This is a genomic window from Paenibacillus aurantiacus (assembly GCF_042431225.1).
Taxonomy (GTDB): Bacteria; Bacillota; Bacilli; order Paenibacillales; family Paenibacillaceae; genus Paenibacillus_Z; species Paenibacillus_Z aurantiacus.
Map to the genome: position 1 here is coordinate 482,228 of NZ_JBHMDO010000022.1, position 26,444 is coordinate 508,671.

General features: G+C 53.6%; 34 protein-coding genes. All 34 read left to right on the forward strand.

What is annotated here, in order from left to right; all coding sequences use genetic code 11:
- Positions 1–55 precede the first annotated feature (55 nt).
- Positions 56–745 (forward strand): DUF4145 domain-containing protein, encoded by a 690-nt coding sequence (locus ACFFSY_RS13740; RefSeq protein WP_377494963.1) that lies wholly within the window; start codon positions 56–58, stop codon positions 743–745.
- 109 nt (positions 746–854) lie between these two features.
- Complete coding sequence (locus ACFFSY_RS13745; RefSeq protein WP_377494789.1) at positions 855–1,181, forward strand: hypothetical protein; 327 nt, start codon at positions 855–857, stop codon at positions 1,179–1,181.
- Positions 1,178–2,893: a terminase large subunit gene (locus ACFFSY_RS13750; protein WP_377494791.1), complete on the forward strand. Its 1,716-nt coding sequence runs from the start codon at positions 1,178–1,180 to the stop codon at positions 2,891–2,893. Before ACFFSY_RS13745 ends, ACFFSY_RS13750 begins: the two co-directional genes overlap by 4 nt.
- Before the next feature lie 4 nt (positions 2,894–2,897).
- Complete coding sequence (locus ACFFSY_RS13755) at positions 2,898–4,151, forward strand: phage portal protein (RefSeq protein ID WP_377494793.1); 1,254 nt, start codon at positions 2,898–2,900, stop codon at positions 4,149–4,151.
- Positions 4,144–4,794 (forward strand): HK97 family phage prohead protease, encoded by a 651-nt coding sequence (locus ACFFSY_RS13760; protein WP_377494795.1) that lies wholly within the window; start codon positions 4,144–4,146, stop codon positions 4,792–4,794. Before ACFFSY_RS13755 ends, ACFFSY_RS13760 begins: the two co-directional genes overlap by 8 nt.
- Before the next feature lie 3 nt (positions 4,795–4,797).
- Positions 4,798–6,108: a phage major capsid protein gene (locus ACFFSY_RS13765; protein WP_377494797.1), complete on the forward strand. Its 1,311-nt coding sequence runs from the start codon at positions 4,798–4,800 to the stop codon at positions 6,106–6,108.
- A gap of 46 nt (positions 6,109–6,154) precedes the next feature.
- Positions 6,155–6,448, forward strand: coding sequence for a hypothetical protein (locus tag ACFFSY_RS13770; protein ID WP_377494799.1), 294 nt, complete (start codon positions 6,155–6,157; stop codon positions 6,446–6,448).
- Positions 6,441–6,719, forward strand: a complete 279-nt coding sequence (locus ACFFSY_RS13775) for a hypothetical protein (protein ID WP_377494801.1) — start codon at positions 6,441–6,443, stop codon at positions 6,717–6,719. The genes ACFFSY_RS13770 and ACFFSY_RS13775 overlap by 8 nt, the downstream gene beginning before the upstream one ends.
- A gap of 2 nt (positions 6,720–6,721) precedes the next feature.
- A complete protein-coding gene (locus ACFFSY_RS13780; RefSeq protein WP_377494965.1) occupies positions 6,722–7,339 on the forward strand; it encodes a phage head closure protein in 618 nt (205 codons plus the stop codon).
- Entirely contained in the window at positions 7,339–7,806 is a 468-nt protein-coding gene (locus ACFFSY_RS13785; RefSeq protein WP_377494803.1) for a phage tail terminator family protein, read from the forward strand. Before ACFFSY_RS13780 ends, ACFFSY_RS13785 begins: the two co-directional genes overlap by 1 nt.
- Positions 7,793–8,215, forward strand: coding sequence for an HK97 gp10 family phage protein (locus ACFFSY_RS13790; RefSeq protein WP_377494805.1), 423 nt, complete (start codon positions 7,793–7,795; stop codon positions 8,213–8,215). Before ACFFSY_RS13785 ends, ACFFSY_RS13790 begins: the two co-directional genes overlap by 14 nt.
- A gap of 14 nt (positions 8,216–8,229) precedes the next feature.
- Positions 8,230–9,285 (forward strand): phage tail sheath C-terminal domain-containing protein, encoded by a 1,056-nt coding sequence (locus tag ACFFSY_RS13795; RefSeq protein WP_377494807.1) that lies wholly within the window; start codon positions 8,230–8,232, stop codon positions 9,283–9,285.
- 18 nt (positions 9,286–9,303) lie between these two features.
- Positions 9,304–9,735: a phage tail tube protein gene (locus ACFFSY_RS13800; RefSeq protein WP_377494809.1), complete on the forward strand. Its 432-nt coding sequence runs from the start codon at positions 9,304–9,306 to the stop codon at positions 9,733–9,735.
- A gap of 23 nt (positions 9,736–9,758) precedes the next feature.
- Entirely contained in the window at positions 9,759–10,130 is a 372-nt protein-coding gene (locus ACFFSY_RS13805) for a phage tail assembly chaperone (RefSeq protein ID WP_377494811.1), read from the forward strand.
- Positions 10,131–10,318: 188 nt separating this feature from the next.
- Positions 10,319–12,361, forward strand: a complete 2,043-nt coding sequence (locus ACFFSY_RS13810) for a phage tail tape measure protein (protein ID WP_377494813.1) — start codon at positions 10,319–10,321, stop codon at positions 12,359–12,361.
- Complete coding sequence (locus ACFFSY_RS13815; RefSeq protein WP_377494815.1) at positions 12,358–12,786, forward strand: hypothetical protein; 429 nt, start codon at positions 12,358–12,360, stop codon at positions 12,784–12,786. The genes ACFFSY_RS13810 and ACFFSY_RS13815 overlap by 4 nt, the downstream gene beginning before the upstream one ends.
- Positions 12,783–13,754, forward strand: a complete 972-nt coding sequence (locus ACFFSY_RS13820; protein ID WP_377494817.1) for an XkdQ/YqbQ family protein — start codon at positions 12,783–12,785, stop codon at positions 13,752–13,754. The genes ACFFSY_RS13815 and ACFFSY_RS13820 overlap by 4 nt, the downstream gene beginning before the upstream one ends.
- Positions 13,751–14,017, forward strand: coding sequence for a DUF2577 family protein (locus tag ACFFSY_RS13825; RefSeq protein WP_377494819.1), 267 nt, complete (start codon positions 13,751–13,753; stop codon positions 14,015–14,017). The genes ACFFSY_RS13820 and ACFFSY_RS13825 overlap by 4 nt, the downstream gene beginning before the upstream one ends.
- Positions 14,014–14,445 (forward strand): DUF2634 domain-containing protein, encoded by a 432-nt coding sequence (locus ACFFSY_RS13830; RefSeq protein WP_377494821.1) that lies wholly within the window; start codon positions 14,014–14,016, stop codon positions 14,443–14,445. The genes ACFFSY_RS13825 and ACFFSY_RS13830 overlap by 4 nt, the downstream gene beginning before the upstream one ends.
- The gene (locus ACFFSY_RS13835; protein ID WP_377494823.1) at positions 14,446–15,501 is read left to right on the forward strand and encodes a baseplate J/gp47 family protein; all 1,056 of its coding nucleotides are present in this window, start codon (positions 14,446–14,448) and stop codon (positions 15,499–15,501) included.
- A 7-nt stretch (positions 15,502–15,508) separates the two neighbouring features.
- Entirely contained in the window at positions 15,509–16,033 is a 525-nt protein-coding gene (locus ACFFSY_RS13840; protein WP_377494825.1) for a putative phage tail protein, read from the forward strand.
- Between the two features lie 16 nt (positions 16,034–16,049).
- On the forward strand, positions 16,050–17,747 hold the full coding sequence (locus tag ACFFSY_RS13845; RefSeq protein ID WP_377494827.1) for a Kelch repeat-containing protein: 1,698 nt from the start codon (positions 16,050–16,052) through the stop codon (positions 17,745–17,747).
- Positions 17,748–17,764: 17 nt separating this feature from the next.
- Positions 17,765–18,076 carry a hypothetical protein gene (locus ACFFSY_RS13850; RefSeq protein WP_377494829.1) on the forward strand — a complete coding sequence of 104 codons (312 nt, stop codon included), beginning with the start codon at positions 17,765–17,767 and terminating at the stop codon, positions 18,074–18,076.
- A complete protein-coding gene (locus tag ACFFSY_RS13855; protein ID WP_377494830.1) occupies positions 18,073–18,282 on the forward strand; it encodes a CD1375 family protein in 210 nt (69 codons plus the stop codon). The genes ACFFSY_RS13850 and ACFFSY_RS13855 overlap by 4 nt, the downstream gene beginning before the upstream one ends.
- A gap of 15 nt (positions 18,283–18,297) precedes the next feature.
- A complete protein-coding gene (locus tag ACFFSY_RS13860; protein ID WP_377494833.1) occupies positions 18,298–18,801 on the forward strand; it encodes a hypothetical protein in 504 nt (167 codons plus the stop codon).
- An 8-nt stretch (positions 18,802–18,809) separates the two neighbouring features.
- The gene (locus tag ACFFSY_RS13865; RefSeq protein WP_377494835.1) at positions 18,810–20,027 is read left to right on the forward strand and encodes a polysaccharide deacetylase family protein; all 1,218 of its coding nucleotides are present in this window, start codon (positions 18,810–18,812) and stop codon (positions 20,025–20,027) included.
- Between the two features lie 65 nt (positions 20,028–20,092).
- Positions 20,093–20,560: a phage holin family protein gene (locus ACFFSY_RS13870; protein WP_377494837.1), complete on the forward strand. Its 468-nt coding sequence runs from the start codon at positions 20,093–20,095 to the stop codon at positions 20,558–20,560.
- Positions 20,557–21,219, forward strand: a complete 663-nt coding sequence (locus tag ACFFSY_RS13875; RefSeq protein ID WP_377494839.1) for a M15 family metallopeptidase — start codon at positions 20,557–20,559, stop codon at positions 21,217–21,219. Before ACFFSY_RS13870 ends, ACFFSY_RS13875 begins: the two co-directional genes overlap by 4 nt.
- A 509-nt stretch (positions 21,220–21,728) precedes the next feature.
- A complete protein-coding gene (locus ACFFSY_RS13880; protein WP_377494841.1) occupies positions 21,729–21,944 on the forward strand; it encodes a helix-turn-helix domain-containing protein in 216 nt (71 codons plus the stop codon).
- 114 nt (positions 21,945–22,058) lie between these two features.
- On the forward strand, positions 22,059–22,832 hold the full coding sequence (locus ACFFSY_RS13885) for a GAF domain-containing protein (protein ID WP_377494843.1): 774 nt from the start codon (positions 22,059–22,061) through the stop codon (positions 22,830–22,832).
- 20 nt (positions 22,833–22,852) lie between these two features.
- Positions 22,853–23,032 (forward strand): hypothetical protein, encoded by a 180-nt coding sequence (locus tag ACFFSY_RS13890; protein WP_377494845.1) that lies wholly within the window; start codon positions 22,853–22,855, stop codon positions 23,030–23,032.
- Between the two features lie 431 nt (positions 23,033–23,463).
- The gene (gene mreB, locus ACFFSY_RS13895; RefSeq protein WP_377494847.1) at positions 23,464–24,459 is read left to right on the forward strand and encodes a rod shape-determining protein MreB; all 996 of its coding nucleotides are present in this window, start codon (positions 23,464–23,466) and stop codon (positions 24,457–24,459) included.
- A gap of 241 nt (positions 24,460–24,700) precedes the next feature.
- Positions 24,701–25,558 carry a flagellar hook-basal body protein gene (locus tag ACFFSY_RS13900; RefSeq protein WP_377494849.1) on the forward strand — a complete coding sequence of 286 codons (858 nt, stop codon included), beginning with the start codon at positions 24,701–24,703 and terminating at the stop codon, positions 25,556–25,558.
- Positions 25,559–25,607: 49 nt separating this feature from the next.
- Complete coding sequence (locus ACFFSY_RS13905) at positions 25,608–26,429, forward strand: flagellar hook-basal body protein (RefSeq protein ID WP_377494851.1); 822 nt, start codon at positions 25,608–25,610, stop codon at positions 26,427–26,429.
- The last annotated feature ends 15 nt before the right edge of the window (positions 26,430–26,444 follow it).

The window sequence follows — 26,444 nt, forward strand, 5'->3', positions numbered from 1 at the left end:
TTTATATAGTCTGCCTCATGCTAAACTAGAAAAAAAGATGAGGACGTGACTGTTGATGAATTGGACATGCCCATTTTGCCAAAGGAATGCTGTTATTACCGGGGAAAGTCATATCTCTGCCACTTCGTATATTCCTAACAAGAGTGTTGACGGTATAGTTGCTCATGTGTTAGACGCGATTGTTTGCCCTAACAAAGAGTGTAACCGGCGGACATTAACAGCAAGATTGTATCAAGCAGATGTGAAGCACGGTGGTGCAGGATACTACAAAGTCAAACATCTAATGACCTGGCAACTCATTCCTAACTCAAGCGCAGTACCGCTACCGAGCTACATTAAACCAGCTATCACTGCCGATTACTATGAAGCTTGTGCTATTCAAGACCTAAGTCCGAAGGCTTCAGCTACATTGGCAAGAAGATGTTTACAGGGCATGATTCGTGATTTCTGGGGGGTAAGTAAAAGGACCCTTTTTGAAGAAATTGAGGCTATTAGAGATAGAGTCGATCCGTTGACTTGGGATGCGATAACCGCAGTTCGTAAGATTGGCAATATCGGTGCACATATGGAGAAAGACATTGATGTCATTATCGATGTCGAACCAAATGAAGCTCAGTTACTTACCTCACTTATAGAAATTCTGTTCAAAGAATGGTACATCGCAAGGCATGAGCGCGAGCTTCGAATGAAGGAATTAATCGAACTAGCTAACCAGAAAGAGCTGCAGAGACAAGCGGAAGCATAATAAGGCCCCCCCCGGGGTCTTTTTTTATTGCTGGGAAACCAAGACCGTATAGGGGACACAATTTTGATACACGCCTTAAATTTTGAAATTCGTCGGGAGGGAAAATTCGTTGGAAAAAAACGAAGTCCTCCAGCAAGAACGCACGAAGCTTTACGAGATCTTCGCTGATGTCGACCCCTCCAAGAGCAGGCTTGTCGAGGGACTGATTGAAGACGCGGCGTTCCTACGCGCGGAGAACCACGTTCTGCGGCAGCAGCTGGCCAAAACGGGGATGGTGAAAATCCACCCCACTAATCCGGACCTGCAGAAACCGGTGGAAACCGGGAAGCAGTATTTGAAGAACATCAACTCCTATTCGGTCATTATCAAGACGTTGAACGGCATTCTGGCGAAGAACGTAATCGAGGATGACGACGATCTGAGTGAGTTCGAATGACGACAAACGTATTGGCGCACTCGTATCTGCTGGAATACATGGCGAAATGCCGATCGGGAGAGATCCTTGTCGGGCAGGAGCTGCTTCAGATGTTCGACATTTTGGACCAGCACTTGGCCGACCCGGACATTCGATTTGAGACAGCAGACGCACACAAGCGGATCAACTTTATCGAAAAGCAATGCAAGCATTACGAAGCACCCTTCTCGGGGAAGCCCTTCATCCTGATGCTTTTCCAAAAGGCATTCATTGAAGCGATCTACTCGTTCAAGATTTACGACGAGGAAGTCGGACGGTTTGTGCGACAGTACCAGGACGTGCTTTACCTGGTCGGCCGGAAAAACGGCAAAACGCCGCTGGTCAGCGCGCAAAACCTATCCGAATATTTCTGCGGTCCGGAAGGCATCAAAATCCTTTGCTCGAGCAACGACTACGAGCAGGCCGATTTGATGTTCCAAGCCATCAACGCCATGCGGGAGGAAAGCCCGGCTTTAGAGCGGGTGACGCGGGTCAATATCAAAGGCATCTTCTTCGGACACCGGAAAAAGGTCACTCGTAAAGGGAAATTCAGCTATCGCAACAAAGGCAGCATTCGGAAAATATCGGCTAAGACCGGCGCGAAGGAAGGGCGCAACATCGGGGTCGGTTCGGTCGACGAAGTCCACGAGATGAAAGACAATACGTCGGTCATGCCGATCCGTCAGGCTCTATCCACTCAGGATGAGCCTCTTTACTTTGAGCTGACAACCGAAGGGTTCACGAATGACGGCTATTTGGACGGGCGGATGATCGAGGCGCGCCGCGTGCTGAACGGCGAGCTGGAGCGGAAGCGCTGGCTAATTTGGCTTTATACCCAGGACAACGAGAAAGAAGTTTGGCAGGACGAAAAAACATGGGTCAAGAGTAACCCGGGCCTCGGCACAATTAAGAAGTGGAGCTTCCTGCGGCGGATGATCGACGAGGCGCGGTCTAATCAAGAAATGCGATCGTTCGTCCTCGCCAAGGATTTCAACATCAAGCAGAATAACGCTGCGGCCTGGCTGACTGATGAGGATATGAGCACCGAAGACGAGTTTGACATTGAAGAGTTTCGCGGTGCCTTCGCGATTGGCGCGGTCGACTTATCCAAGTCGGGGGACTTGGCATCTGCCCGTGTGCTGCTGATGAAGGACGGCAAGAAGTACACGTATCAGCAATATTTTATCCCGGAATCCAAAATCGGAACCTTATCGAAGGAGGACCGGGAGAAATTCGAGGCGTGGATCGCCAATGGCTTGATGACGGTATCCGACGGGAACGAAAACGACTTCCGGCATGTGACGGCGTGGTTCGTTAAGCTGTTCAGGGATTTCGGAATTCGCTGCTTCAAGGTGGGTTACGATAAATGGTCGGCGATCTACTGGGTCAAGGAGATGGAGGAGCACGGCTTTGACATGGTCCGGATTAGCCAGGACTGGGGCAGCTTGAGCGAACCCATGAAGATGGTCAAGACGGACCTGCAGAGCAAGCTGATCAATTACAACAAGCATCCTATTGACCGATGGTGCCTGGAGAATACCGCCCGTGAAATGAACGGGAAGATGGAGATCCGGCCCGTGAAGATTCAGGGCAAGGACGACAAGAAAATTGACGGCACGCTGACGTTGATCTTTGCCCAGAAAGTCTACATGGACAATCGGACGGAGTTCCTTCAGCTCGTAAACGGCAGGTGATGAAATGGCATTTATCGATAATCTCAAGGGGCTATTTTGGAAAGGCGCCGAGGCGAAGCGGGCGAGAATGCTGAACGGCTACGTCCCGATCTTCAGCCAATTTGGCCAGGACATCTACGCATCGGATGTCGTGCAGAACTGCATTCATGCGATCGCGACGGAGATCAGTAAGCTTCAGCCGCGGCACATTCGCACGGACGGCAATGGGATGCAGAGCACGCCGAACGGCGCGCTCAACCGGCTGTTCAAATTCGCCCCGAATGAATTGATGACCACGCGGGAGTTTTTGGAGAAGATCGTGTGGCTGCTTTATCAGAACGACAACGCCTTCGTGTTCCCGGTTTTCGATTCGACTACCGGCAACGATGGCCAAGAGCGGCGGACCTATCGGGCCTTCTACCCACTTAACCCGACAAGGGTCGAATTTTTGAATGACGCGGCGGGCGTGCTGCTGATTAAGCTCTACTTTAATTCCGGTTCGGACTTCACGCTGCGCTACTCGGACATCATCCATATCCGACGCAAGTTCGGTCTCAATGACATGATGGGTGGCGGGGCAAACGGCCAGCCGGACAACGCAGCACTGCTTAAGGTGCTGCGCATTAACGACGCCGTACTTCAGGGGCTCGAGAAGGGCGTTAAAACAAGCATGTCGGTTCGCGGCATCCTGAAGATTCAAACGATGACCGATACGGAAGGACAGCGCGCGGAGCGGGAGAAGCTGGAGCGGGCAATTGAATCCGGCAATTCGGGGATTGTAGCGCTGGATTTGAAGGGCGATTACACGCCGCTTGTCATTGATCCGAAGCTAATCGACAAAGACACGCTGGGATTTTTGGACAGCAAGATTTTGCGCTGGTTTAGCGTATCACCTCCGATCATATCCGGCGATTACACGGACGAGCAGTATCAGGCGTTTTATGAAAAAACGCTGGAACCCATCGTGTTGGGGCTTGGCCAGGCATTCAGCAAAACCATCTTCACCCAGCGCGAGCTGGATGTCGGGAACGAGATCGTCTTCTACGGTAAAGACATGATGTACCTGTCGACGAATGCCAAGCTGCTCCTGCTCAAAACGGCAGGCGAGCAGGGTTTATTGTCGGACAACCAAAAGCTTGCCTTAATCGGCTATCCGCCAATCCAGGGCGGCGACCGACGGACGCAGTCGTTAAACTACATGGATACGCGGCTTATTAACGCGTATCAGATGGCCGGCAAGAAGAAGACGACGTCAAAGGAGGAAGACGAAGATGGCTGACAAGCCTAAACAACTCCCGGACGGCGCGGTTAAGCGAAGCTTTGGCATCGCGGACATGCGCGCCGTGGATGATGGGACATACATCGAGGGGCATGCCGCCGTCTACAACCAAAAGACAGCAATCGGCGACTGGTTCTACGAAGTTATCGAGCGCGGCGCGTTCGATTCATGCAACTTCGATGATGTGCTGTTTTGCGTGAACCATGACCTGCAGAAAATTCCACTCGCCCGCAGCCGGCGAAACAACGCGAACTCCACCATGCAGCTGCGAATGGACGAAGCGGGCCTGTACATCCGAGCGAATCTCGACATCGAAAACAATTCGGAGTCGAAGTCCCTATATAGCGCAGTCACACGACAAGACATCGACGGGATGTCTTTTATTTTTTTCATCGGCGAAGAGAAGTGGGAAGACCTCGACTCCAAGATGCCGACCCGTCGCATTCTGAAGATCAACCGTGTGATTGAAGTCAGTGCCGTCAACTTCCCGGCTTATTCGGGAACTGACATAAATGCTCGTGACCAAGGTGCGTTGGATAACGCCCAATCGGCATTGGAAAATGCCCGGTCCCAGTTGGATAACTCGGCAGACGAGCTGGAAATGGAACGCCTCAGAACACTAATCCTAATCAAAGGGGTATGACCGATGAAGAAGAAACTGAAGGATATGCTGGCAAAGAAGGAAGCTCGCAAAGCAGAACTGGTTTCGCGTTCGGCCGCGGCTACGGAGATCGCAGAGCTGCGCAGTATTAATACAGAGCTGGATACGCTGAACGGGGAAATTGCGGAGCTGCGCAGCATGATCGATGCCATGCCGGATGAGCAGGACAGCGAACAACGCGGCCAAGTACCACCAGCCCCGCCCGCAGGTGGCGGACTCGGCTATCAGCAGCCGGATCAGCGCAGCCAGCACCCCGGAATGGCGCAAGCATTGGCCGCATACGGTATGGGCGGCGCCCAGGGGCAGCAGCAACGCTCGCATGAGCAGGCCGACCCGTACAGCACGGCGGAATACCGCAGCGCGTTTATGGCGTTCGCCAAAACGGGCGAGATCCGGCCGGAGCTTCGCGCCAATGCGGTAACGACGACGGCAGATGTATCGGCGGTCATCCCGACGACGATCCTGAACGAGATCATCAAGAAACTGACGGTTTATGGCCAAGTGTTTTCCCGCGTACGCCGACTCAATGTCAAAGGCGGCGTGAACATTCCAGTCCTTTCGCTCAAGCCCGTGGCGACGTGGATCGGGGAGAACACCGTATCGGACAAGCAAAAGGTTCAGGCCAATACGAACGTATCGTTCTCCTATTACGGTCTGGAATGCAAAGTATCCGTGTCGCTGCTTGCCGATACTGTCACGCTTGAAGGGTTCGAAACCACGATTACCGACCTGATCGTCGAGGCCATGATCAAGGCGATTGACCTGGCTGTCATTAAGGGCAACGGAACCGGGAAGCTGCTCGGCATTACAGCAGACACCCGTGTTCCCGCGGCACAGGTAGTGAACATGACGCCTGCGGAGTTCTCCGCGTGGGATCAATGGGCAAAGAAAGTATTGGCCAAGATGCCGCTTGCCTATAAAGCTGGCGCGACTTTCCTCATGGCTTCTGGTACCTTTGAGGGCTATATCAACGGCATGACGGACGATAATGGCCAACCTATCGGCCGCGTGAACTACGGCATCACGGAAGGCCCACAGGAGCGTTTCGCGGGTAAAGAAGTCATCCAGGTAGAGGACGATGTCATCGTGCCGTTTGCCGACGCGGTAGCGGGTGACGTGGTGGCCATCTACTGCAATCTGAAGAACTATGGCTTCAACTCGAATCTGCAGATGACGATGTTCCGCTATTTCGACCATGACACGAATGAGTGGGTCGACAAAGCGATCCTCATCGCGGACGGCAAGCTGATCGATCCGAACGGCGTTGTTATCGTTAAGAAAGCCGCAGCTGTTTAATTCTAACGCGGGGGCGGACAGCCCCCATTGAAGGGAGCACAAGACAATGGCAGCAAAACAACGGGTAACGAAGATGAAGGAGAAGGCCGGAAACGCGGCAGGCGAGACGGTCCTGTTGTTCAAAGTGAACCAGGCCCTGAGCGAAGACGAGCATGCTATCTTGGCGGAGCGGGTGCGCGATGAGCAAGAGCGGAGCGGCGTCAAGATCGTGCTCGTGCCGCAGGTGGTGACGGCCGAGGTCGTCACACTCGGAGCAGTGGCGGAAGAAACTCCAGAAGCCACGCAAGGCGAGGAAGACAACAAGCAGGAGCCGACAGCGGACAGCAGCGGCGATGAGTAATTCGACGCTCTTGGAGTCCTGCAAGATCGGCTTGAATATTCCCGTCAACAGCACCGCATTCGACGGTGTGCTGACCCAAAAAATGTTGACCGTGAAGGGATACTTGAAGGGCGCGGGCGTAGCCGATGCGGAGCTGGAGAGCGACTTGGGGGTAGGCGTCATCGTGATGGGCGTTAACGATCTGTGGAACGTGGAGGGTGGGGAAGTTAAGTTCTCCCCACTCTTCCACGTCCTGCTGACACAGCTGGCGGTGAAGGGGGGAAGCCCGTGAGAATGGCCGAGGTTGTGCAGTTGATCGGGCTGGCCTACATCACGGGGGGCGATCGGGACGTTATAGAAGCGGCGGAGCCGCGCGAGACGTTTGCCGAGAAGAAATCCATCCGGCAGTCCGAATATTACCAAGCGTTTGCGAATTCGCTGCGGCCAACGGCCACGTTCGTCATTTGGCTGGAGGAATACAGGGGAGAAAACCGGCTTATCCATCGCGATATCGCCTACGAAATCATTCGCACCTATGAAGCGGGGAACCGGCGGATCGAGCTCGTATGCCAGGCGCTCGACGATGTGCAGACGAATCTATCCCGGATGCGGGATGAGGTTGAAATCTGGCATAACGAGATGGTGGAGAATGAAATAGACGAGCAAATGCCGCATGCTACGCGCTTATGCATCGTGCCAGCCAGCATAGAGCATAAGGGTGGCGGGTCGGCAGAAGGCGACGGCGTCATCGAAACCACGACGCTATTGACCGTCATTATCCGGTATCGGGAAGGGATTACTCTAGACATGTTCCTGATGATCGACGGTAGCCGCTATGACATCCGCTATATCGAAGACCCGTACAACCGGCATCATACGCTTGTTCTTACGGTGGAAAGGGTGGTTCCCTAATGCTGAGCCGGTCTAAATTGAATCGCGCGATTAACGAGCGGATCAAAGCGGGATTCCCAGATATTCCGTTTCAGAGCGACGTCGAGGAGGGCTTTCAGCGGCCCTCTTTTTTTGTTGTGCTGGAGACAGCCAGCAGTAAAGCCGTCATGGGCAGCGTCCTTCGGGACATGACGTGCCGCATCCGATATTTCCCGTCGGATCGGCATCAGTTTAAATTAGAATCCTATGATGCGCAGGATCGGTTGGAGGCGTTATTCAGCGGTTCCTTCGAAGCGGAAGGGCGCGTAATAATTGTCAGCGAATGCAGGCCGGAGGTCATCGACAAGGTGGTTCATTTCGACTTTGATTTCACCTTCTACGATGACAAATCCGAAGTTGACGGAAGCGGGGCCGACCCGGGCAGCGGGAACGGCGGCGCTGGCGGAAGCCAGTTCATGGAGGAGATCATCAGCGATGGCAGCCTTTGAAATGAAGGATAAAGGGATGGATGACTGGAAGCGGGCCATGACCCTGATGGAGAAGGAGATGCCGAGACAGGCCAAGCAAATGCTGCGCGGAGTGGGCGCGCGAGCACGGAAGGTCGTGGCGAAACGAGCCCGGCAACTGGTCCGCAAAGATTCGGGCACCTATCACAGGTCCATTAAACGCGGCAAGCTTTGGACGGAGTCCGGTCAGCTCATGATCCGCGTGTTTTCCACCGCGCCACATCAGTATCTCATTGAACATGGCCATCGCATCGTCGGGAAAGACGGTTCCGAGCATGGATTTCAGCCGGGCCTTCATGTATTCGAGCGAGCGGGCCATGAGATCGAACTCGGCTTCGATGCGCTCATCGAAGCCGAGTTCGACAAGCTCATGAAGCGTTATGCGAAATAGAAAGGACGTGCACAATGGGGCTTCCCGAAATCAGTATTACATTCAGCAGTTTGGCCGTTTCGGCGGTCGAGCGCAGCCAGCGCGGTATCGTCGCGCTCATCCTGCGGGATGCAACGAAAACAACGCCGGAGATGATGTATAGCGCGGCCAGCGATGTCAGCGCCGCCGATTGGACGGCCGGTAACTTGCAGTTCATCAAGGATGCCTTTATGGGGACGCCGTATAAGGTGCTTGTGGTGCGCGGGGCAGTGAACGACGAGGACTATAACGATCAGCTGTCGCGGCTGTCCGCCAAGCGGTTCAATTACCTTGCAATCCCGGGTATTGCGGCCGACGACGTGATGGAGATTGCGTCTTGGATTAAAACGCAGCGCATTCTCAACAAAAAGACATTCAAGGCGGTGCTGCCGAATGTCGACGCGGATTACGAGGGAATTGTGAATTTCGCGACAGGCGGAATCGTAGTAGGTGAGCGAACCTGCAGCGCTAGCGAATATACCGCACGGATCGCGGGTATTCTGGCGGGGCTTCCGCTGGAACGATCGGCAACCTATTACGAATTGGCCGAGGTTTCGGCCATTACGGAGAGCGCCAACCCGGACGCGGACATTGATGACGGCAAACTGATCTTGATCAATGACGATGAGTCGATCAAGATTGGCCGTGCTGTTAACTCGTTAACCACCTTGGTGGCCGGCAAGGGTGACGACTGGATGAAGATAAAGATCATCGAAGGGCATGATTTGGTTCAGGACGACATCCGGACGACCTTCAACAATAACTACGTCGGCAAGGTCGTGAACAGCTACGACAACCAAGTGTTGTTTCTGACGAGCGTCAATGCCTACCTGCGGGATTTGGAAGGTATAGTTCTGGATGCGGCGGCCGTTAATGCGGTTTCGGTCGATGTTGCTGCCCAGCGCAGCGCATGGGCTTCCATCGGGACAGATGTAAGCGCGCTGACCGATGACGACATCAAGCGTAAAGCCTTCCAGTCACAGGTTTTCTTGAGCGGTTCGCTGAAGTTCCTCGATGCGATGGAAGACCTGCAATTCAAGGCGTTTGTCTAAGAAAGGGGATATGCGGATATGGCCAACAATCCATCCAACGTACTGCGGGGAAAGATGGGGGCGGTATGGGTCGACGACGAACAATGGCTCCATGTCGAGTCGCTGGACGGCACAATCAACATCGAGTACGGGGACATCAAGTTCTTGGGCGATCAGGCGACGTATAAAAAACAGACTGGCTGGAACGGTACCGGCTCGTTAACTTACCGGAAAATCAATTCCCGCGTCCAAAATAAGATGGCTAACAAGGTCAAGGCCGGGATGACTGTCCGCGCGAAAATCGTGGTCAAAAACGATGACCCGGACGTGAGGGGGACCCAGCACATCGTGCTGAATGATGTCACCTTTGACAGCTTCGTCCTCACTAAGCTGGATGCGAATGCGGAGTTCATCACGGAAGAGCTGCCGTTCGCATTCAGCCATTTTGAAATTGTCGATTCCATTGCATAAATTTTATTCCGGAGGTGCTGTACATGAGTAAGCTAACGGTAGCGGAGCTGCTTAAACGAAAAGAGGATGTGAAAGGCCGCCGAAAGTCGACAGCAACGCTTTACGTCGATTCCTTAAGCGCGGAGATCGAAATTACGGAGCTGTCGCCGGATATTCTTGGCGAAGCGATGGAACAAAGCGAAGGGAACGACGACTACTGCCTGCTTTACGGCGTCACGGAGCCGAAGCTGCTTGATCCGGAACTGCAGGCGGCATATGCTCCTACACAGCCGACGGAGGTTGTCAGAATGATTTTCCGGCCGGGAGAAGTGCAGGCTATCGCCGCTGAAATCCTGAAGTTAAGCGGATACGGCAGCAATGCCGTCAAAGTGGTGGAGGCCAAGGTAAAAAACTAATCAAGAGTGGTGACGAGGATTTTTATTTCCTTCACCACTACATCCAACGCGGGTTTACGCCCGAATACCTGCTGCAACTCGATCGGATCACGAAACGCCTATTTATGGCCTCGATGTCCATCGAGCTGGGGGTCGATTAGCAAGGGCGGGAATCCGCCCTTTTTTCATGGGAGGAGGTGCGTTAGGCCATGTCTGCAACGGCAGCAAGCAGCGGCAAGGCGATACAGCGCGTCATGACGCTGCGGGACTTGGTGAGTCCGGCCCTTCGAACAATTACGCGCAACCAGGACCGTTTTAAAGATTCGACGGAAGCAGCGGCGCGGGAAACGAACACGTTATGGACCAGTATTCGAACCGGGTCCGCGCTAGCGACACGGTCGATCCTTCGCGTCGGCGGCGCGCTGGCGATCGCAGCGGGCGGCGCGGCTGTAAAAGGGGTCATGATGCTGGATGCCTACAAATCGTCGGTGAATCAGCTGCAGGCGTCTTCGGGTGCATCCGCAAGCGAGATGGTGGTCTTGAAGAAATCAATGGATGCCGTGTATCGGGCGGGATACGGCGAGGGGTTTGACGATATTGCCGCCTCACTCGCGAATGTCCGGCAAGTGGCGGGAATCAGCGGCAAGACGCTGGAAGAAGCAACGGCCAACTCGCTCACGTTGCGGGACGTATTCGGCGCGGAGATTGCCGCAACGACAAGAGCAGCGTCATCGCTGGTCAAGCAGTTCGGCATCGACTACAAGCAGGCCCAGACCCTGATTGCGCAAGGTTTTCAGAAGGGCGCCAACAAGAATGACGATTTTCTGGATACGCTCAACGAATACGCCGTTCAATTTAAATCTCTAGGCTTTGATGCCAACCAGTTTACGAGCGTGCTTATTGACGGGGCCGAACGTGGGGCTTGGTCAATCGATAAGGTCGGCGACCTCATCAAAGAGTTTAACATCCGGAGCAAGGACTTATCGAAGACGTCACTGGATGGCTATAAAGCCCTCGGGCTGAACGGCAAAAAGCTATCTGCGGAATTCGCCAAGGGTGGCGCATCTGCGCAGGCATCATTTAAGAAGGTTGTCACCGCGCTGAACAAGGTCAAAGATCCGTTGAAGCGGAATGCGATCGGCGTCCAGCTATTCGGCACGCAGTTTGAAGATTTGGAAGCCGGTGCGCTCGTGGCGCTCGGAAACATCTCGGATTCAGCGGATATGACGGCCGATACCCTGAAGCAAATCAACAAGGTCAAATACAACGATATCAAGCATCAAGTGACTTCATTTGGCCGCGCGGTCCGGCTGGATTTGATTAACCCGTTAGCAGACAAACTTGCACCGACGGTAGAGCGGGCCGTGACGAAAGCCAAGCAGCAATTTGCCGCGTGGCAGAAAGATGGCACACTGGATAGCCTGGCCAACAGCATCAATGATCTGGCGCTGAAGGCGGAGAAGAACCTCCCGCAAGTGATTGATTGGTTCATCGGCATGAAAGAACCGGCATCTGCCGTATGGTCCGCTGTTTCGGGCATCGGATCAGGGTTGGCCGGCATCGCCTCTTGGGTACAAGATAACCCTGACTTGGCCAAATCGATCGGGATCGGGGCGGCGGCTACATGGGCGGTTAGCCGTGGCAAAGGCATTTGGGACAATTTGAGGGGCGGAGCTGGCGAAGCGATCGCCACGCAAAACGTAAACGCGAATATCGTGAACGTCTACGCTTCGAGAATCAACCAGCCGGGCAACGTACCAGCAGCGGGCGCAGGTGCGGCGGGCGGTGCAAAGACGCCGGGCCGGTCGGGGTCAGCGCCGGCTGAAACGTCATCCACCCCAAGCCGAGTTACGACATACGGCAAAAAGGGCGGGGGGATTGTGGGAAGTGTCAAAGGCGCGGTAGGCGGGAGTATGCGCGGCGGGATCGGCGCGGCCGGGAGCATGTTTGGCGGCGCAGTCATTGCGGAAGTCGCGCGGTCCATCTTTGGCGACAACGACTTTTCCCGCGCGCTGGAAGGGCGGCCAAGTCAGACGCTGGAGAAGCATCTCGCTGAAAAAACAGCACAGGACCAAGCGGCAGCAGCTGCGCTGTTAGAGCAAATCGCCGCGAATACCAATAAGCCGCCGATGGCTCCCGTCGTGCACATGAGTATCCAGGGCACGGTACGAGAAGAGGCGGACGTGCAGCGAATCGCGCAGGAAATGTCTTCGCAGCTGCGGCTGACGCTTATGAATTTGTCGAAAGGGTGATGGCGTTGGATATTTTTATTAGCCAAAACAACCAACCGGTGCTGCAACTGCCGGTTTTGCCTGCAGAGCTATCCATCAGCAGCCCTCAGAACAATGGCGCGTTCGAAACGATCAATCAGGGCGAACTGCGCTTGATCAGTCCCGTCGGCTTGAAGCAGATTAGCTTCGAAAGCTTCTTTCCGTATGCGATCGACAATGCCCATTATATTCGCGGCAAAAAGCATAACGGCTGGTCCATGGTCAATTACTTGGAGCACTTCAGGGCGCGGCGCTTGCCAATCCGCTTTGTGGTAAGTGGCACGCCGATTAATCTAGCGATGGTCATTGACCAGTTTGATTACCGAATTCGCACCGATAAGGACATCCATTACTCCATCACGCTTACGGAGTATCGGTTCCCGAATGTGAAGGGGGTCAAGGGATGAGCCACAAGCTTTACGTGGCAACCGGGGAAAAGACGGTTGATCTGACGCCGATTGTCGGCAACATCTCCTTATCATCTGATATGGACACGCTTGGCCAGCAGCTTACCTTTGAGGTGGCGTACTCGGATGTCGCGCAGCTGTTCCCGAAAAACCCCTGCGATCTTGGCCATCTCGTTATGTTGACGAACGGCCACGATGAACTGTATCGAGGCATCATCGTGACGGAGGATCGGAACGGCCGCGAAGCCATTGCCTACACTTCCCTGGATGCCGCGTTCTATCTGAACCAGTCGACGGTGGTCTATCAATTTAACCGGACGGTTGCGGCCAATGCGACGGAAGCGATCCGGAAGGTCTGCCGGGATTTTGGCGTACCGATCGGCGGGATACTGCCGCTCTCCCCCGTCATCAAAAAGATCTATCTGCAGGAGACGCCGGCAGACATTATTCGGGACATCATCTCGCAATCCGAGAAGAAACTTGGAATCAAGATCCGAATGGAGATGCGGGCCGGAAAACTCTATGTCGAGAAGCAAAGCGACCTGGAGGTAAGCGGCACCTTTACGGCGACGATCTCAGAGCCCCAGAGACGCCGTACAATCGAAGAGATGCGTAACAGCATCCAGATTGTCCTTCAAGGGGAAAACGACTCCTACACGGTCAAAGCGAAAGCCAAAGATACCGCGTTGATTGAACGGTATGGTCTCCTGCAGCATACAGAGACGATCGAGGCGTCGGACATCGCGAAGGCGCGCCAAGTAGCTTCTGTGCGGCTGAAGGAGCTCGGCCGAGTTTTTGAGGACAACAGCGTACGGCTCTTGGGCAATGACGCCGTGCGAGCGGGCCGAATTGTAGCGCTGCAGGAGCCGATGACCGGACTGACGGGGAGATGGCTGATTCGCGGGGTCCATCATTCCATCACAAGCGCCGGTCACATCATGGATGTCCGATTGGGGGTCTTGCCTTGAAAGATGGGTTTGTAGAGCTGGCCAAAATGTTTCGAGAGCGGGACAACCCCAAACTGATTACCGTTGGACTAGCGACTGTAATCTCGCCGCTGCCGGCCCTGCAGCTGCAGTTTGGCGAAGCAATTATCCTAGAACGCGAGGATCTGGTGATCGCGGCGCATTTGGCTGCGTCAGCTGCCTTAGCGGTCGGTGATCAAGTGATTGTCATACCGACTACGGATATGCAGAAATTTGTGGCGATCGATAAGGTGGGGGAACTATGAGCTTACCGCGCTTGGCGCAGCTTGAATTTACCGCTGCCGATCTGATAGCCTCCCAATCCGAGGCTGCGGTGCATGCCACGTTTGACTGGGATTTTGAAGCCGGGGACTTCCGTCTCGTGGATGGGCGGCCGGTCGTGCTGACCGGCATGGCGTATTTGCAGGTATGGATTCAAAAGGTACTTCGAACGCCAAAGGACACGCTGATCTACGATGCATACGGGTCAGGGCATCGATCCTTGATCGGCCAGAATCTGCATCCGGATTACACGCAGGCCGAGCTGGAACGTGAAGTCAGGGAGGCGCTGCTGCAAAATGAGGCCATTACCGGTGTTCATACGTTTACATTCACGCAGTCCAGCGCAGGCATGCACGTTACATTTATCGTCGAGAGCCTGTACGGTTCATTGACGGGGGAGGTGAAAGTATAGGTGGCGGGGGAGATTTTAACGGCCATGCTGGCCGCGATTTCAAACACGTACGACAAGCGAGAGGGCTCATTTGTTTTTGATGCACTTGCGCCTGTAGCGGAGCAGCTGGAGCTCATGGAGCTGGACATCGCCGGCGTAAGCGGCCTGATGTCGATCGAGAATCTATCTGGCGACATGCTCGCCCAACGGGTGAAGGAGCGGACTGGGATTAATCGCAAAGTCGCCACGCATGCCAAAGGTTTCGTTACCGTGGTAGGCACAGGGACCATTAACCAAGGGGATTTGTTCGAGACTGCGAGCGGCATTCAGTTTCGAGCGATGGAGACGAAGGCTGTAACGGTCAGCGGTTCGATTGCGGTCGAGGCCGTAGCAGCGGGTGCGACCGGTAATGTACCGGCCGCCGCCATCACAATGTTCCCGGTGACGCTGGCCGGCTTCACAGCCGTTACGAATCCAGAGGAGACGCAGGACGGATTTGATGCGGAATCGGATCTTGATTTACTGTCCCGGTACTACGAGCACATCCGGACGCCAGTCACGAGCGGGAATAAAGCGCATTACCTAAACTGGGCCAAGTCGATTCCCGGCGTAGGGGATGCGCGCGTGATACCGCTGTGGGCGGGGAACAACACGGTTAAAGTCGTCATTATCGACAGCAATAAAGGACCAGCAAGCGAGCCCATTGTGGCGGAGGCACAAGCCTATATTGATCCGGGAGTCACGGGACTAGGGAACGGCGCAGCTCCGATCGGAGCCATTGTCACCGTAGCCAGTGCGGATGCGCTGACGGTCAACGTAGAGGCGAACGTCGCTCTAGTCCAAGGTTATACGCTAGATCAGGCGACAACCGCCGTTATCGATCGCCTGGAACTCTGCCTTCGGGAGGCGGCATTCGGAGAGACGTCAGTCAGTTACGCCAAGGTCGGCGCGACGATAGTCGGCAGCGAAGGCATCGCGGATTACACGAGCTTGACGGTAAATGGAGGGACAACCAACCTGTCGGTTGGCACCGAAGAGGTTGCGGTCCTTGGGACGGTGACGCTGCATGTCGCGTAGCTCTACCATGATGAAGCGGCTGCCGCCCTTTATGCGCGGTTCGGCTTTGTACAAAACGTTGTTCGATACGAGTGCAGCGCAGCTTGCCATTCGGGATGTGAAGATTGCCAATATAACTGCCCAGCTTTCCGTTGACACGGCGACTTGGGCTTTATCTATATACGAAACAGAGCTCGGCATACCGGTAGAAACAAGTAAGCCCGCAAGCGAGCGACGTTCCGTGATTAAGTCTCGAATGCGTGGGACAGGCAAGGTAGACGCCGCGCTGATCCGGCTCGTCGCCAATAGTTGGACCAACGGGGGAGCAGCTGTATCTTTCTCGGATGGTCGAATCACGGTGACGTTTAACGACGTGATTGGGGTTCCGGAAAATATCGAAGATGTGAAGCGCGCGATCGAAGAAGTGAAGCCTGCTCATCTGGCCGTCGAGTATGTGTTCCTGTTCAACACGTGGAAAGACGCGGCAACCAAGACATGGGGCGAGCTGAATAATTATACCTGGGGTCAGGTCATGAGCGGTGACATCTTCTAGAAAGGGGATAGACAATATGCCGGAGTACACAGAGAATTTCAATTTGGCCAAGCCAGTCCAGGAAACGGAAACAGCGGACATTAACGTCATCAACAGCAACATGGACATTATCGATACGCAGCTGATGGCAGCTCAGATGGGAAGCGCCAATATCGCTGAACTAGTGAACGAGGCTTTGACGCGGATCGGAATGAATAGCGATGTGGCCGGGAATACGACCCTGTTTGCGTTGCTTACGCAGCTCGCAGCGTATACCGACTCGTTGGAAGCCTTAATCGGCCCGGCTGGAGCGACAGCCGGCACGGGTAGTGTATTTGCTCGTTTAGCCCAAATCTCCGGTTTTACGGACACGCTAGAAGCTAGCGTAACGACACTTGGAGTAGGGGCCAATGACATACTATACAGAATCGGTTTGAATACCGACGCAGCAGGGGTTAGCACATTATTCGCACGATTAGCCCAAATCGCCGCATTCGTGGATACGCTAGAGACCCTTGTAGGCGCGACCGGCGACGCCTTGGGTGCCAATACGTTGTTTGGCAAGATCAAAAACGCCGAAGCGTACTCGTCCAGAATCGGTGCCAACAACGACGCGGCTGGTACCGGGACGGTATTCGCGCGCCTCGCGCAGCTTGCAGCCTACTTCAACGACGCATTGCCTAACGGGGTATTTGCCCGATTTACGCAAATCGTGACCGCGCTAGGGGCCACAACGGACGCGGCGAGCACGACGGGGACGGTGCACGCCAAGCTCGCGCAGCTCATGGGGCATATCGGGGTTATCGGGGATGACGTGGCGCGCGTGAAAAATGGATATCCCCAATATCCTATAAATTTATTGGCTCACCCGTCGACGTACCCGGCGAGTATGTCGAGTTCCAATACAGCGAATACGATTACGAGCGACAGAGCTAGATATATCTATGTGGCTAATGGTCAAACAGCAACAGATAATTTTTGGAGGTACGACACGCAAACGCATACGTGGGCAAAAATGGCCAATATACCCGTCAGCGCTTATGACGTCGCGTTGTGTTACGATGGCGGGAATTATATTTACGCCGCTAACAGCACGGACACGACTTTGCGTCGTTACAGCATTTCCGGGAATTCGTGGTCATCTCTCGCGGCTCATAGCGGGCCGACAACGATATATGGCGCGTCGCTCATCTATGATGGTGGGGATTACCTTTACTATCATCAGCCATATTCAAATTCCACCGTGCAAGACTACCACGCGCGTTACAGCATTTCTGGGAATTCGTGGGCGCTCATGGCGAGTTACGGGAGTAGTTCGTTTTATAGCTATTCTCATGGCGTATACGACGGACAAGAACGGATTTACTACGCTAACAATTCAAGCAACTACGGCGTGTTTGTGTACATCATCCCAAACAACAGTTGGCAAATGATGAATTTGCCGCAGGGCTTCAGCGATTGGACCAGCGACCTCCGGCTAACGGCGGCCTATTTTGATGGCGGCGACTACATCGAGTTCCAAACAGGTTCGAATATTTTGGTTCGTTATAACCGAATCTCCGGGTTTGGGGAATTGCGCTATAACCCGTACGCCTACGGATACCCAACGTATTACACGACATTTAAAGACGGGAACATCTGGGGAGTCAGCTTGCATTCGTCGGCAAATAAATACCGAATCATCAAGCCGTCGGCATACGCGACAACGCCGTTGTCGTCCAAGATCATTAGATAGCGAAAGGGTGAAAATGCATGTCGTATGACGTTTACGCCATCGCCGGTGGATTTGGTGTGATGATCGAAAAAGGCACCGTTAGGATGGATCAAACGTTACATCCTTTCGAAAATCGTCCCATGCAGGAAGGCGAAGCGGAGGCGTTTGGTGCGGCGGTTGTCAATGGCGATCCGATTCCCTTCGACCGGCCGGAACCTCCGCCATTCACGCCGCCAGTCAAGACTCAGCAGGAGCTTAGATTTGAGCAGCTTGAAGCGGATAAACTGACGCTTATGGAAGTCGTCGTGGATCTATATGAACTGATCGAAGAGAAGCTGAGTAGCGCATGATGGTCCTGCTGCATCAGCTTCTTTTGCTTTTGATATTAAAAATGGGAGGCATCACCATGGCCATTATCGACGTATACGTAACACTTATCATTGCGGGTCGTCGCACCTTCGTCCAGGTGCCGGCATCTCTTAAACCGGCCGTAAAAACGGAATTGGAAGCTATGGGACTCGGTACGGACGGCAAGCCGCTAGAAACAACTAACTAAGCGAGGTCATATTCAATGGCAGCACCAACACCAAGGCATCCAGATACTTATCAAGCTTCGATGTCGGTTTTTCCGGGGGACGGCAAACCTATGCCCAACACGAACGTGGTCGGGTATCCGCCGGCAGATTCGAATCTCGACTCCATGAATGTCAATAAGATGGGCAAAGGTGACATGAAAACGTCCGCTATATTTGTGAATTCGACGGCAGCAACGCTCACGGACGACCCCGTAAACATGTGCAACCACAAGCATGTGGCCGTAGAGATTACCGTCGATCAGATTGCGGCGGGAAACATCTTGCTGGAGCTGATCGGCTGCGCGACCGTTAATGGCACCTACGGGAACGAAATGCGAATGAAAGATGACGGCGCATTTGTGCCGCAACGGGCGACCATCAACGCTAATGGCAGCTACGTTTTCACGTTCCGGGATCTCGGGTCCAGGTGGATTAAGGCGCGAACCACAAGGACGACCGATGGACGTGTTGTATCCGTTCGTTACACACCATTTAACTAGGAGGGTATATGCCAAGAGCCACACTACCTAAAGATCTGCTGACATCAGCAGGCACCGTCATCCTTCCATGCAACACGCTGACCGGATGGACAACAACAGCGGGCACAATTGCGCTGGACAACCAAACGTTTTTAGCTGGTAAGTCGCAATCTGTACGGATCGAGCAGACCGTTGCGGGCACTGCCGCATATTCGCGCAAGACGGGAATGGCCTTAGACCTTAGCGATCTGGAGACGCTGGAAGTTGTATTCCGAATCAAAAAACGTGCGGACTTATCCAGTATCCGCATATCTCTGGAAAACGGCGGTTCGAACTATTATTACGTTTACCTCCCAGTTCAGTTCTCCGACATGATCGACAATCACGGTTGGTACCGGATTCGCGTATCCCGCAAGGAGTTCTTGATTAACGGATCGCCGTCGTGGTTGTCTCCGTTTACGGCGATCGGTCTGCGGGTATCCGGCAACGCTGGCGTGATGGCTTCGGTTCAATTCGACCAAGTGGCATACAACGTGAAGGGCCTGCCGAAGGTCCTTTTTACGTATGATGACGCGTGGCAGTCCGTGTACGACAAGGCGTTTCCAATTCATCAACGTTATGGGCAGCGCGCAACGACTTGGGCCGTCAGCCGATTCGCTCAAAGCAATGACCCGAACTATGCCCGACCGGCCACGCTCGATATCCTGCACAATGCGGGTTGGGACATTGGCAATCATACCGACGGCCATGATCGATACACGCAGCAAGCCGAAGTCGGCGGGCTTACGGGACTGGTCGAAAGCTACCGGGTATGCCGAGATTGGCTCCGATCGCGGGGCTATCGCGGGGTGGATCACGTCTGCTATCCGGCTGGCGAATTTGGGGACGACCTCATTGAGGGGCTCAAGTCGCTGGGCGTTAAGACGGCGCGCAGTACGATTTCGGACGTCACGGCGACGCCGGTCGACAACCTCCATAAGCTTAAGACCTTTCCGCTTGGCTCGACGACGACGCGGGCGGCCGTCCTGGATGTGCTGCAGAAGGTAAGGGATACCGGATGCAGCGTTCATTTTATGTTGCACCGTGTGGAGGACATTCCGATCCCGCCGATTCCGGACATCTGTTATCCGACAGCCGAGCTGGAATGGCTGTGTGATGTCGTGAAAAGCATGGGCTTTGATGTCGTGACCATTAGCGAATGGTACGAGCAGCTGACCAGCCCGCGCCGTCCAGTCAACCGGATCTAGCACAGAATATTTAGCCCTCGCCCCGAACCGATCGGGGCTATTTTATTTGGGTGGGGGACGTATAGATGGAAAAGAAATTGGTTGCAATGGCAGGGGCGGCATTCATGCCTGTGTTTGAGCTCCTGTATGGGGTGGACAAGACGGCCAAGTCGTTTATGTTGGCGATTGCGCTGTTCATTATCTTGGATTGGCTGGCAGGCGTGCGGGCAGCGAAGAAAGATAAATCTTATGGAAGTCGGTATGGTCTCGACGGATTATTCCGCTCGTTTTTCATCTTGCTCCTGCCTGCGGGCGGTCACATGCTGGACAACGTGTTCGGTTTGGAGGGGATCGTCTTCGGACTGTTTGCGATCGGCATCCTGTATCATCACGCTCAGAGCATGACCGCCAACGCGATCCGCGCCGGATGGGGTGACCACTTCCCACAATGGATTTTGAATCCACTGCTGCAATGGGTACGCAGCGAGCTGGAGCAGAAGATCGCGCGGGCAACCGGTCGCCAGGTTGAGAATAAAGGAGATGGCACGGAATGACGACACTCTCTTATGTAAAAAGCAAGTCGGCCAAGCGGTTGGAAGGGCTTCATCCATCTGTCCGGCTTGCTACGGAAAGATTAATCGAGCAGAGCTACGCGGCCGGCGTGCCAATCGTTATCACGCAAGGGCTTCGCACGATCGCCGAGCAGGACGCGCTGTTTGCTAAAGGTCGCGATGCGAACGGGAAAATTATTAAGCCCAAAGATGTGGTTACAAACGCCAGGGGCGGACGCAGTTATCATAATTACGGGCTGGCTGTTGATTATGCCCTGCTGATGCCGGATGGGGCAACAGTTACATGGGATACCGCCCGCGATGGTGATAAGGACGGTCAGCGTGATTGGTTTGAGGTGGCGGCGATCGGCAAGGCGCTAGGCTTCGAATGGGGCGGTGACTGGGACCATTTCGTGGACATGCCTCATTTCCAAATGACGTTCGGATTGACGCTTGATGATTGTCAGCGGGGCAAGCAACCGCATGAAGTGAAGGAGGAGGAAAATCAATTGGATAAAGTGAAAACGACGATTAACGGGAAAGCTGCAGCTGACGCTCTCGTGTATGAAGGAAGCACCTACATCAAGGTGTCGGAGTTGGCCAAGCTTGGCGTGCCGTTCTACTGGGACAATTCGAACAAAACAGTTGTACTCGGCAAATAAGCAACGCCCGTCGGCTTCGGTCGGCGGGCGTTTTTACGTTTCCTAGGCGCTTGTGATTATCGAAGGACCAACACCAAACTAACGAGACTGATTATAAGCGCCGCCGCCGCAATGCCCAAAGATGCATACATCATTTTGGTTGGTTTCATATTCGGTACCCCTTTATGGTAAAATGAATTTACGAGAAAGAAAAAGCGCCCTTATTTTTTCACCATCATTCCCCGGAAGGGGTGGCCCATCTTTCGATGGGCCGTTGGCTTAGCGGGCCAGTGTGACGATGAGGGTTACGATCGAATTTACTAGGGCTACGATTGCCGTCGTAAGCGCCAGTACACTATTCGAATCGTCTTGCTTTTTCTTTCTCTTTTTTGCCATCTCCTTCACCTCCTTTCTATACTCTAATTATACAACGATATTCGTTGATTGTCAACTATATTCGTTGAATAATTAAACGATATTAGTTGATGTTGTGTGTGGAAATAGAGTATATTGGTGGTGAGGTGAAAAGTATGATATATCTTAAACTGGCGCAACTAATGGAAGCGCGCCGTATAAATACAAAGCAACTCAGCGAAATGACCGGCATTCGATGGAATACCGTTGATGACCTGGTCAAGAATAAAGCCAAGCATTGGTCGCCCGAGAACCTCGAAAAGATTATGGTTGCGCTGGATGTCGAGGATGTAAGCGAGCTGATTGGCTATGAGGGAAAAGCGATTGAATAGTTCTGCACTTCGAACGATCATACGTGAAATGGGACTGATGATCAGCAGTCCCATTTTTCACTTCCCAACAACTTATTTATGTTGAATAATATACCAAGAAAGGGAGCGTGAAAAATGGGGGACTTTTTCAAAGAATTATTAGACAAAATGCCGGGGTGGTTCTTTGCCTGTGCAGCGATTATTTTCTTGATTGGTCTTGGCGGCATAATTTTGTGGTTCGTGCTAGGGGCTAGACGGTTTTCTGCTGAGATGGGGAAAGACACTAAACTGCAAGTATTACAGGAGTCATTATCTGCTGAAAAAGAGAACAATCGGCAGAATATCGAGAGAGTGTCGCAACTAAACGGAGCATTAGCAGCTATTAATCCTCTTTTGGATTCACTCAACAAACTAAGAGTCATGGATCCTTCCCAAGAAAAGATGTACTCTGCTGTTAACCTTATCAAGAGAGCGATCGATACATTGGCAAACGATGTGAAGTCTAAAGCAGGCGAGCGACATAGGTGCGGCTTGTGGATTGAAAGTGATCGGAATCTGAGGCTTCAAGCTGCTAGCTCTGGTTTTCCCAACAACTATGCTCAATACAGAGTTCTTCATGTTGATAGGTCGCTGGCCGGCAAGTCGTTCAGATTGGGACAGATTTTAAACATTCCAGATGTCACCACTCAAGACGAATGGCAAAAAAATGAACAATCTACAAGCAAGTATAAATCCCTCATTTGTGTTCCGATCAACAATTGGGGGGTATTAACAATAGATGGATTAAATCCGATGTCCGACGAATGTCAATTAATCGGTGAGGTATACGCAACGATTCTAGAAGGTGCCTTCAACGAATACATGTCATTATTGCCATCTTTACATGATGACGAAGAAGATGTAAGCTAGAGATACTGGGAGGGGATATTATGTATAATCAAAATGATCTGCTTTTTCAACGTGCTGCGAAAACGGCCCTAGATAAGGGGATTATTACTCCCGAGCATTACGAAAAATTAATTAAAGATTTGCGAAATAAAGCAGCTCACCAAACCCATAGTGCAGATGTTATGAGAAAAGCTAAAGAACGTCTGCTTGAAATGGCATAAAAAAACACCACCTTATTAAGGTGGTGTTTTTTTATGCATCAAACCTATAATGGCTCTTCAATAATATTACTGCATGCCCGCCTCTACGCAATACAAAGTATCGCGTTAGAGGCGGGACTTGTATTACTAAAAATCGATGAACCATCATAGAATAGATTTGAATCACGATGTCAACAATTAATATGGGGCCAAGTATCCCGAGCAAGTCACATTAGGTCACGGAAAAGTCACGGATATTCCGAAAGCAGGCGAATACATGTGAAACGAATTAGCGACAAGATGGGCAGGGAACAGCATTGGTAAGTGGTGCGAACATTGGCGAATGCAGAAAAAAAGCACGACAAGAATAGAGGAATTTCGTTGATTTTAGCGAATACTGTACGATATGTTTATCGGATCGACAACTATTCGCTTTGGAGGATTTCAGACGTATGTTTAGCAAGGATATCGGGATTGATTTAGGCACGGCTAACGTGTCGATACACGTGAAAGGGAGGGGCGTCGTACTCGATGAGCCTTCGGTCGTCGCGATCGAGAGCGAGACGAAACGCGTGCTCGCCGTAGGCGAAGAAGCGCACCGGATGGTAGGCCGTACGCCAGGCAACATCATTGCCATCCGGCCGCTTCGCGACGGGGTTATCGCCGACTTCGAGATTACGGAGATCATGCTGAAGTCGTTCATCGACCGGATCGGCGGCCGCTCCTGGTACAGCCGCCCGCGCATTCTCATTTGCGCGCCGACGAACATTACGTCCGTCGAGCAGAAGGCGATCCGCGAAGCGGCTGAACGAAGCGGAGCGAAAGACGTCTTTCTGGAAGAGGAACCGAAAGCAGCGGCCATCGGCGCGGGCATGGACATCTACCAGCCTAGCGGCAACATGGTCGTCGATATCGGCGGCGGAACGACGGACGTAGCCGTTCTCTCGATGGGCGACGTCGTGACCGCCTCTTCCATTAAGGTCGCGGGGGACAAGTTCGACTCCGCGATCATGCGGTATATCAAGAATAAGTACAAGCTCCTGATCGGTGAACGGACAAGCGAAGATATCAAGATCAAGATCGGTACGGTATACGAGACCGGACGCAAGGAAGAGATTGACATCCGCGGGCGCGATATGGTCTCCGGCCTGCCGCTGACGGTGACGATCCATTCCGACGAAGTGCGCGAAGCGCTGTGGGAGCCGGTCTCCTCGATCGTCGCTGCGGCGAAGTCGGTGCTGGAGCGGACGCCACCCGAGCTGTCGGCGGACATTATCGACCGCGGCGTCATCCTGACCGGCGGCGGCGCGCTGCTGGGTGGACTCGATGCGTTGCTCGCTGAAGAGCTGAAGGTGCCTGTGTTGATTGCGGAAGATCCGATGCATTGCGTCGTCAAAGGTACAGGCCTGCTGCTGGATTATTTGGACCGGTCGCCCCGCAAAAGATAGCTTGTGAGCGGTAACTTCTGGCATAACGTAGAGATCGGCTGGGCGGACAAGCCCAGCACCGGCGCGGGTAGGACGCTTAGGGGAGCGTGCCGAGGCGCCGGCGGACGCTAAGTCGTAAGGAGCAGCTATTCAACCAGAACGGGCGCGTGCCGATATAACAGATATCGAGAGCCAGACTTACGCTTACTATGCTTGCCATTCGCGGCCGAAGCCGCAGTGGCACTACGGGGAGGATCACCTCATGTTAAGAGGCTTATATACGGCAGCGGCGGGTATGACGGCCCAGCAGCGCCGCCACGACACGGTGACGAATAATATCGCCAATATCAATACGCCGGGATACAAGCAGTCCAATGCGGTGACACGCTCGTTCCCAGAGATGATGATCGCGCTGACCGAAGGCAACAGCAAAACGCCGATCGGCCGTTTGAATACGGGCGTCTTCGCAGAGGAAAGCTTATCCGTGCAGCTGCAAGGCGATCTCATGCAGACGAACCGATCCTCCGACTTCGCGATCATGTCGGACATTGAGGTGCCGGGCGTCGCGTTCGACGAATCCGGTAAGTCCGTCTCCGAAGGCGGCGAAGTAACGTATCAACCGCAAGCCTTCTTTACTGTACAGGATGCCTCCGGTGAGACCAGATATACACGCGGGGGACGATTTACGGTGGATGATCAAGGCTACGTGACGACGAGCGACGGTTCGAAGGTGTTGGGCCAGGACGGTAACCCGCTACAACTGGCGCCGGATCAATCGATGGACAAGCTGACCGTCACGAGCGATTACCGTTTGGTGGATCCGCTCACGGGCGGGCAGGTCGGCCAGTTTATGCTCTCCCGTATTGATAACCCGAACAACCTGGTGCGCATTGGCAACGGCAAGTTTGCTCTGCAAGGGGGCGAACAAGCGCAAGTTGTCGGAGTGAACGATCGGGTTGAACTGCGTCAAGGTTATTTGGAGCGCTCGAACGTGGACTCCGCCCAGTCGATGGTGGATCTGATGTCGGCGATGCGCGCGTACGAGGCGAACCAGAAGGTCATCCAATTCTACGATAAGAGCTTGGATAAGGCCGTCAACGAAGTCGGCCGGGTGAATTAATGGCCGTTCCGGTCTTGTGTCGTCATCAATCTATTAGGAGGCATGCAGCATGAACAGCTCGATGATCAACGCCATGGTGTCGATGAACGGCTTGCAGCAGAAATTAGACCTGCTGGCGGATAACATCGCGAACGTGAATACGGTAGGATATAAACGTAAAGAGGCCTCCTTCGAGGATTTGCTGACGACGATGACGAAGCAGCCCGACGAGTTCTCCCAACCCGGACGCCGTACGCCGCTTGGCTTGAACCAAGGCTGGGGATCGCGCCTTGTATCGATCCAGCCAGACCTCTCGCAAGGACCGATGCAGCAGACGGATTTGCCTTACGATCTGGCAATTACGGGCAACGCGATGTTCGAGGTCATTACGGATGACGCGGGCACACGGGCGTACACGCGCAACGGAGCGTTCCAGATGACGAACGACGCGTCGGGCGAGGCGATCCTGACGACGAAGGAAGGATACCCGGTCGTAGGCGCGGACGGCGACCGCATCGTGCTGCCGACGAATGCCAAATCGGTTCGGATCGATCCGGATGGCACGATCGTGAGCCAGAACCAGGCGGGCGAGTTCCAAGAGGTCGGCCAGCTTCGCCTAGTACAGGCGCAGAAGCCGGCGATGCTCTCGCAAGTCGCGGATAATTTATACGCAGTGAGCGACAGCTTGAATGTCAACGATGTACTGACGGATGTAACAGGAGGCGTTGGCGGGGATATTTCGGTTCGCCAAGGATACCTGGAGCAGTCCAACGTGAATTTGACAGATGAAATGACCGAATTGACCACCGTGCAAAGGGCGTATCAGCTCACGGCAAGGGCGTTAACGTCCAGTGACACCATGATGGGGCTGGCCAACAACCTGCGCGCGTAAGAAATGAGTGTTACG

Excerpts from the sequence above, each read along its gene's own strand:
- ACFFSY_RS13740 (WP_377494963.1), top strand. The coding sequence starts at position 56 with ATGAATTGGACATGCCCATTTTGCCAAAGGAATGCTGTTATTACCGGG.
- ACFFSY_RS13750 (WP_377494791.1), top strand. The coding sequence starts at position 1,178 with ATGACGACAAACGTATTGGCGCACTCGTATCTGCTGGAATACATGGCG.
- ACFFSY_RS13755 (WP_377494793.1), top strand. The coding sequence starts at position 2,898 with ATGGCATTTATCGATAATCTCAAGGGGCTATTTTGGAAAGGCGCCGAG.
- ACFFSY_RS13760 (WP_377494795.1), top strand. The coding sequence starts at position 4,144 with ATGGCTGACAAGCCTAAACAACTCCCGGACGGCGCGGTTAAGCGAAGC.
- ACFFSY_RS13765 (WP_377494797.1), top strand. The coding sequence starts at position 4,798 with ATGAAGAAGAAACTGAAGGATATGCTGGCAAAGAAGGAAGCTCGCAAA.
- ACFFSY_RS13770 (WP_377494799.1), top strand. The coding sequence starts at position 6,155 with ATGGCAGCAAAACAACGGGTAACGAAGATGAAGGAGAAGGCCGGAAAC.
- ACFFSY_RS13775 (WP_377494801.1), top strand. The coding sequence starts at position 6,441 with ATGAGTAATTCGACGCTCTTGGAGTCCTGCAAGATCGGCTTGAATATT.
- ACFFSY_RS13780 (WP_377494965.1), top strand. The coding sequence starts at position 6,722 with ATGGCCGAGGTTGTGCAGTTGATCGGGCTGGCCTACATCACGGGGGGC.
- ACFFSY_RS13785 (WP_377494803.1), top strand. The coding sequence starts at position 7,339 with ATGCTGAGCCGGTCTAAATTGAATCGCGCGATTAACGAGCGGATCAAA.
- ACFFSY_RS13790 (WP_377494805.1), top strand. The coding sequence starts at position 7,793 with ATGGCAGCCTTTGAAATGAAGGATAAAGGGATGGATGACTGGAAGCGG.
- ACFFSY_RS13795 (WP_377494807.1), top strand. The coding sequence starts at position 8,230 with ATGGGGCTTCCCGAAATCAGTATTACATTCAGCAGTTTGGCCGTTTCG.
- ACFFSY_RS13800 (WP_377494809.1), top strand. The coding sequence starts at position 9,304 with ATGGCCAACAATCCATCCAACGTACTGCGGGGAAAGATGGGGGCGGTA.
- ACFFSY_RS13805 (WP_377494811.1), top strand. The coding sequence starts at position 9,759 with ATGAGTAAGCTAACGGTAGCGGAGCTGCTTAAACGAAAAGAGGATGTG.
- ACFFSY_RS13810 (WP_377494813.1), top strand. The coding sequence starts at position 10,319 with ATGTCTGCAACGGCAGCAAGCAGCGGCAAGGCGATACAGCGCGTCATG.
- ACFFSY_RS13820 (WP_377494817.1), top strand. The coding sequence starts at position 12,783 with ATGAGCCACAAGCTTTACGTGGCAACCGGGGAAAAGACGGTTGATCTG.
- ACFFSY_RS13830 (WP_377494821.1), top strand. The coding sequence starts at position 14,014 with ATGAGCTTACCGCGCTTGGCGCAGCTTGAATTTACCGCTGCCGATCTG.
- ACFFSY_RS13840 (WP_377494825.1), top strand. The coding sequence starts at position 15,509 with ATGATGAAGCGGCTGCCGCCCTTTATGCGCGGTTCGGCTTTGTACAAA.
- ACFFSY_RS13845 (WP_377494827.1), top strand. The coding sequence starts at position 16,050 with ATGCCGGAGTACACAGAGAATTTCAATTTGGCCAAGCCAGTCCAGGAA.
- ACFFSY_RS13850 (WP_377494829.1), top strand. The coding sequence starts at position 17,765 with ATGTCGTATGACGTTTACGCCATCGCCGGTGGATTTGGTGTGATGATC.
- ACFFSY_RS13855 (WP_377494830.1), top strand. The coding sequence starts at position 18,073 with ATGATGGTCCTGCTGCATCAGCTTCTTTTGCTTTTGATATTAAAAATG.
- ACFFSY_RS13860 (WP_377494833.1), top strand. The coding sequence starts at position 18,298 with ATGGCAGCACCAACACCAAGGCATCCAGATACTTATCAAGCTTCGATG.
- ACFFSY_RS13865 (WP_377494835.1), top strand. The coding sequence starts at position 18,810 with ATGCCAAGAGCCACACTACCTAAAGATCTGCTGACATCAGCAGGCACC.
- ACFFSY_RS13870 (WP_377494837.1), top strand. The coding sequence starts at position 20,093 with ATGGAAAAGAAATTGGTTGCAATGGCAGGGGCGGCATTCATGCCTGTG.
- ACFFSY_RS13875 (WP_377494839.1), top strand. The coding sequence starts at position 20,557 with ATGACGACACTCTCTTATGTAAAAAGCAAGTCGGCCAAGCGGTTGGAA.
- ACFFSY_RS13880 (WP_377494841.1), top strand. The coding sequence starts at position 21,729 with ATGATATATCTTAAACTGGCGCAACTAATGGAAGCGCGCCGTATAAAT.
- ACFFSY_RS13885 (WP_377494843.1), top strand. The coding sequence starts at position 22,059 with ATGGGGGACTTTTTCAAAGAATTATTAGACAAAATGCCGGGGTGGTTC.
- ACFFSY_RS13890 (WP_377494845.1), top strand. The coding sequence starts at position 22,853 with ATGTATAATCAAAATGATCTGCTTTTTCAACGTGCTGCGAAAACGGCC.
- mreB (WP_377494847.1), top strand. The coding sequence starts at position 23,464 with ATGTTTAGCAAGGATATCGGGATTGATTTAGGCACGGCTAACGTGTCG.
- ACFFSY_RS13900 (WP_377494849.1), top strand. The coding sequence starts at position 24,701 with ATGTTAAGAGGCTTATATACGGCAGCGGCGGGTATGACGGCCCAGCAG.
- ACFFSY_RS13905 (WP_377494851.1), top strand. The coding sequence starts at position 25,608 with ATGAACAGCTCGATGATCAACGCCATGGTGTCGATGAACGGCTTGCAG.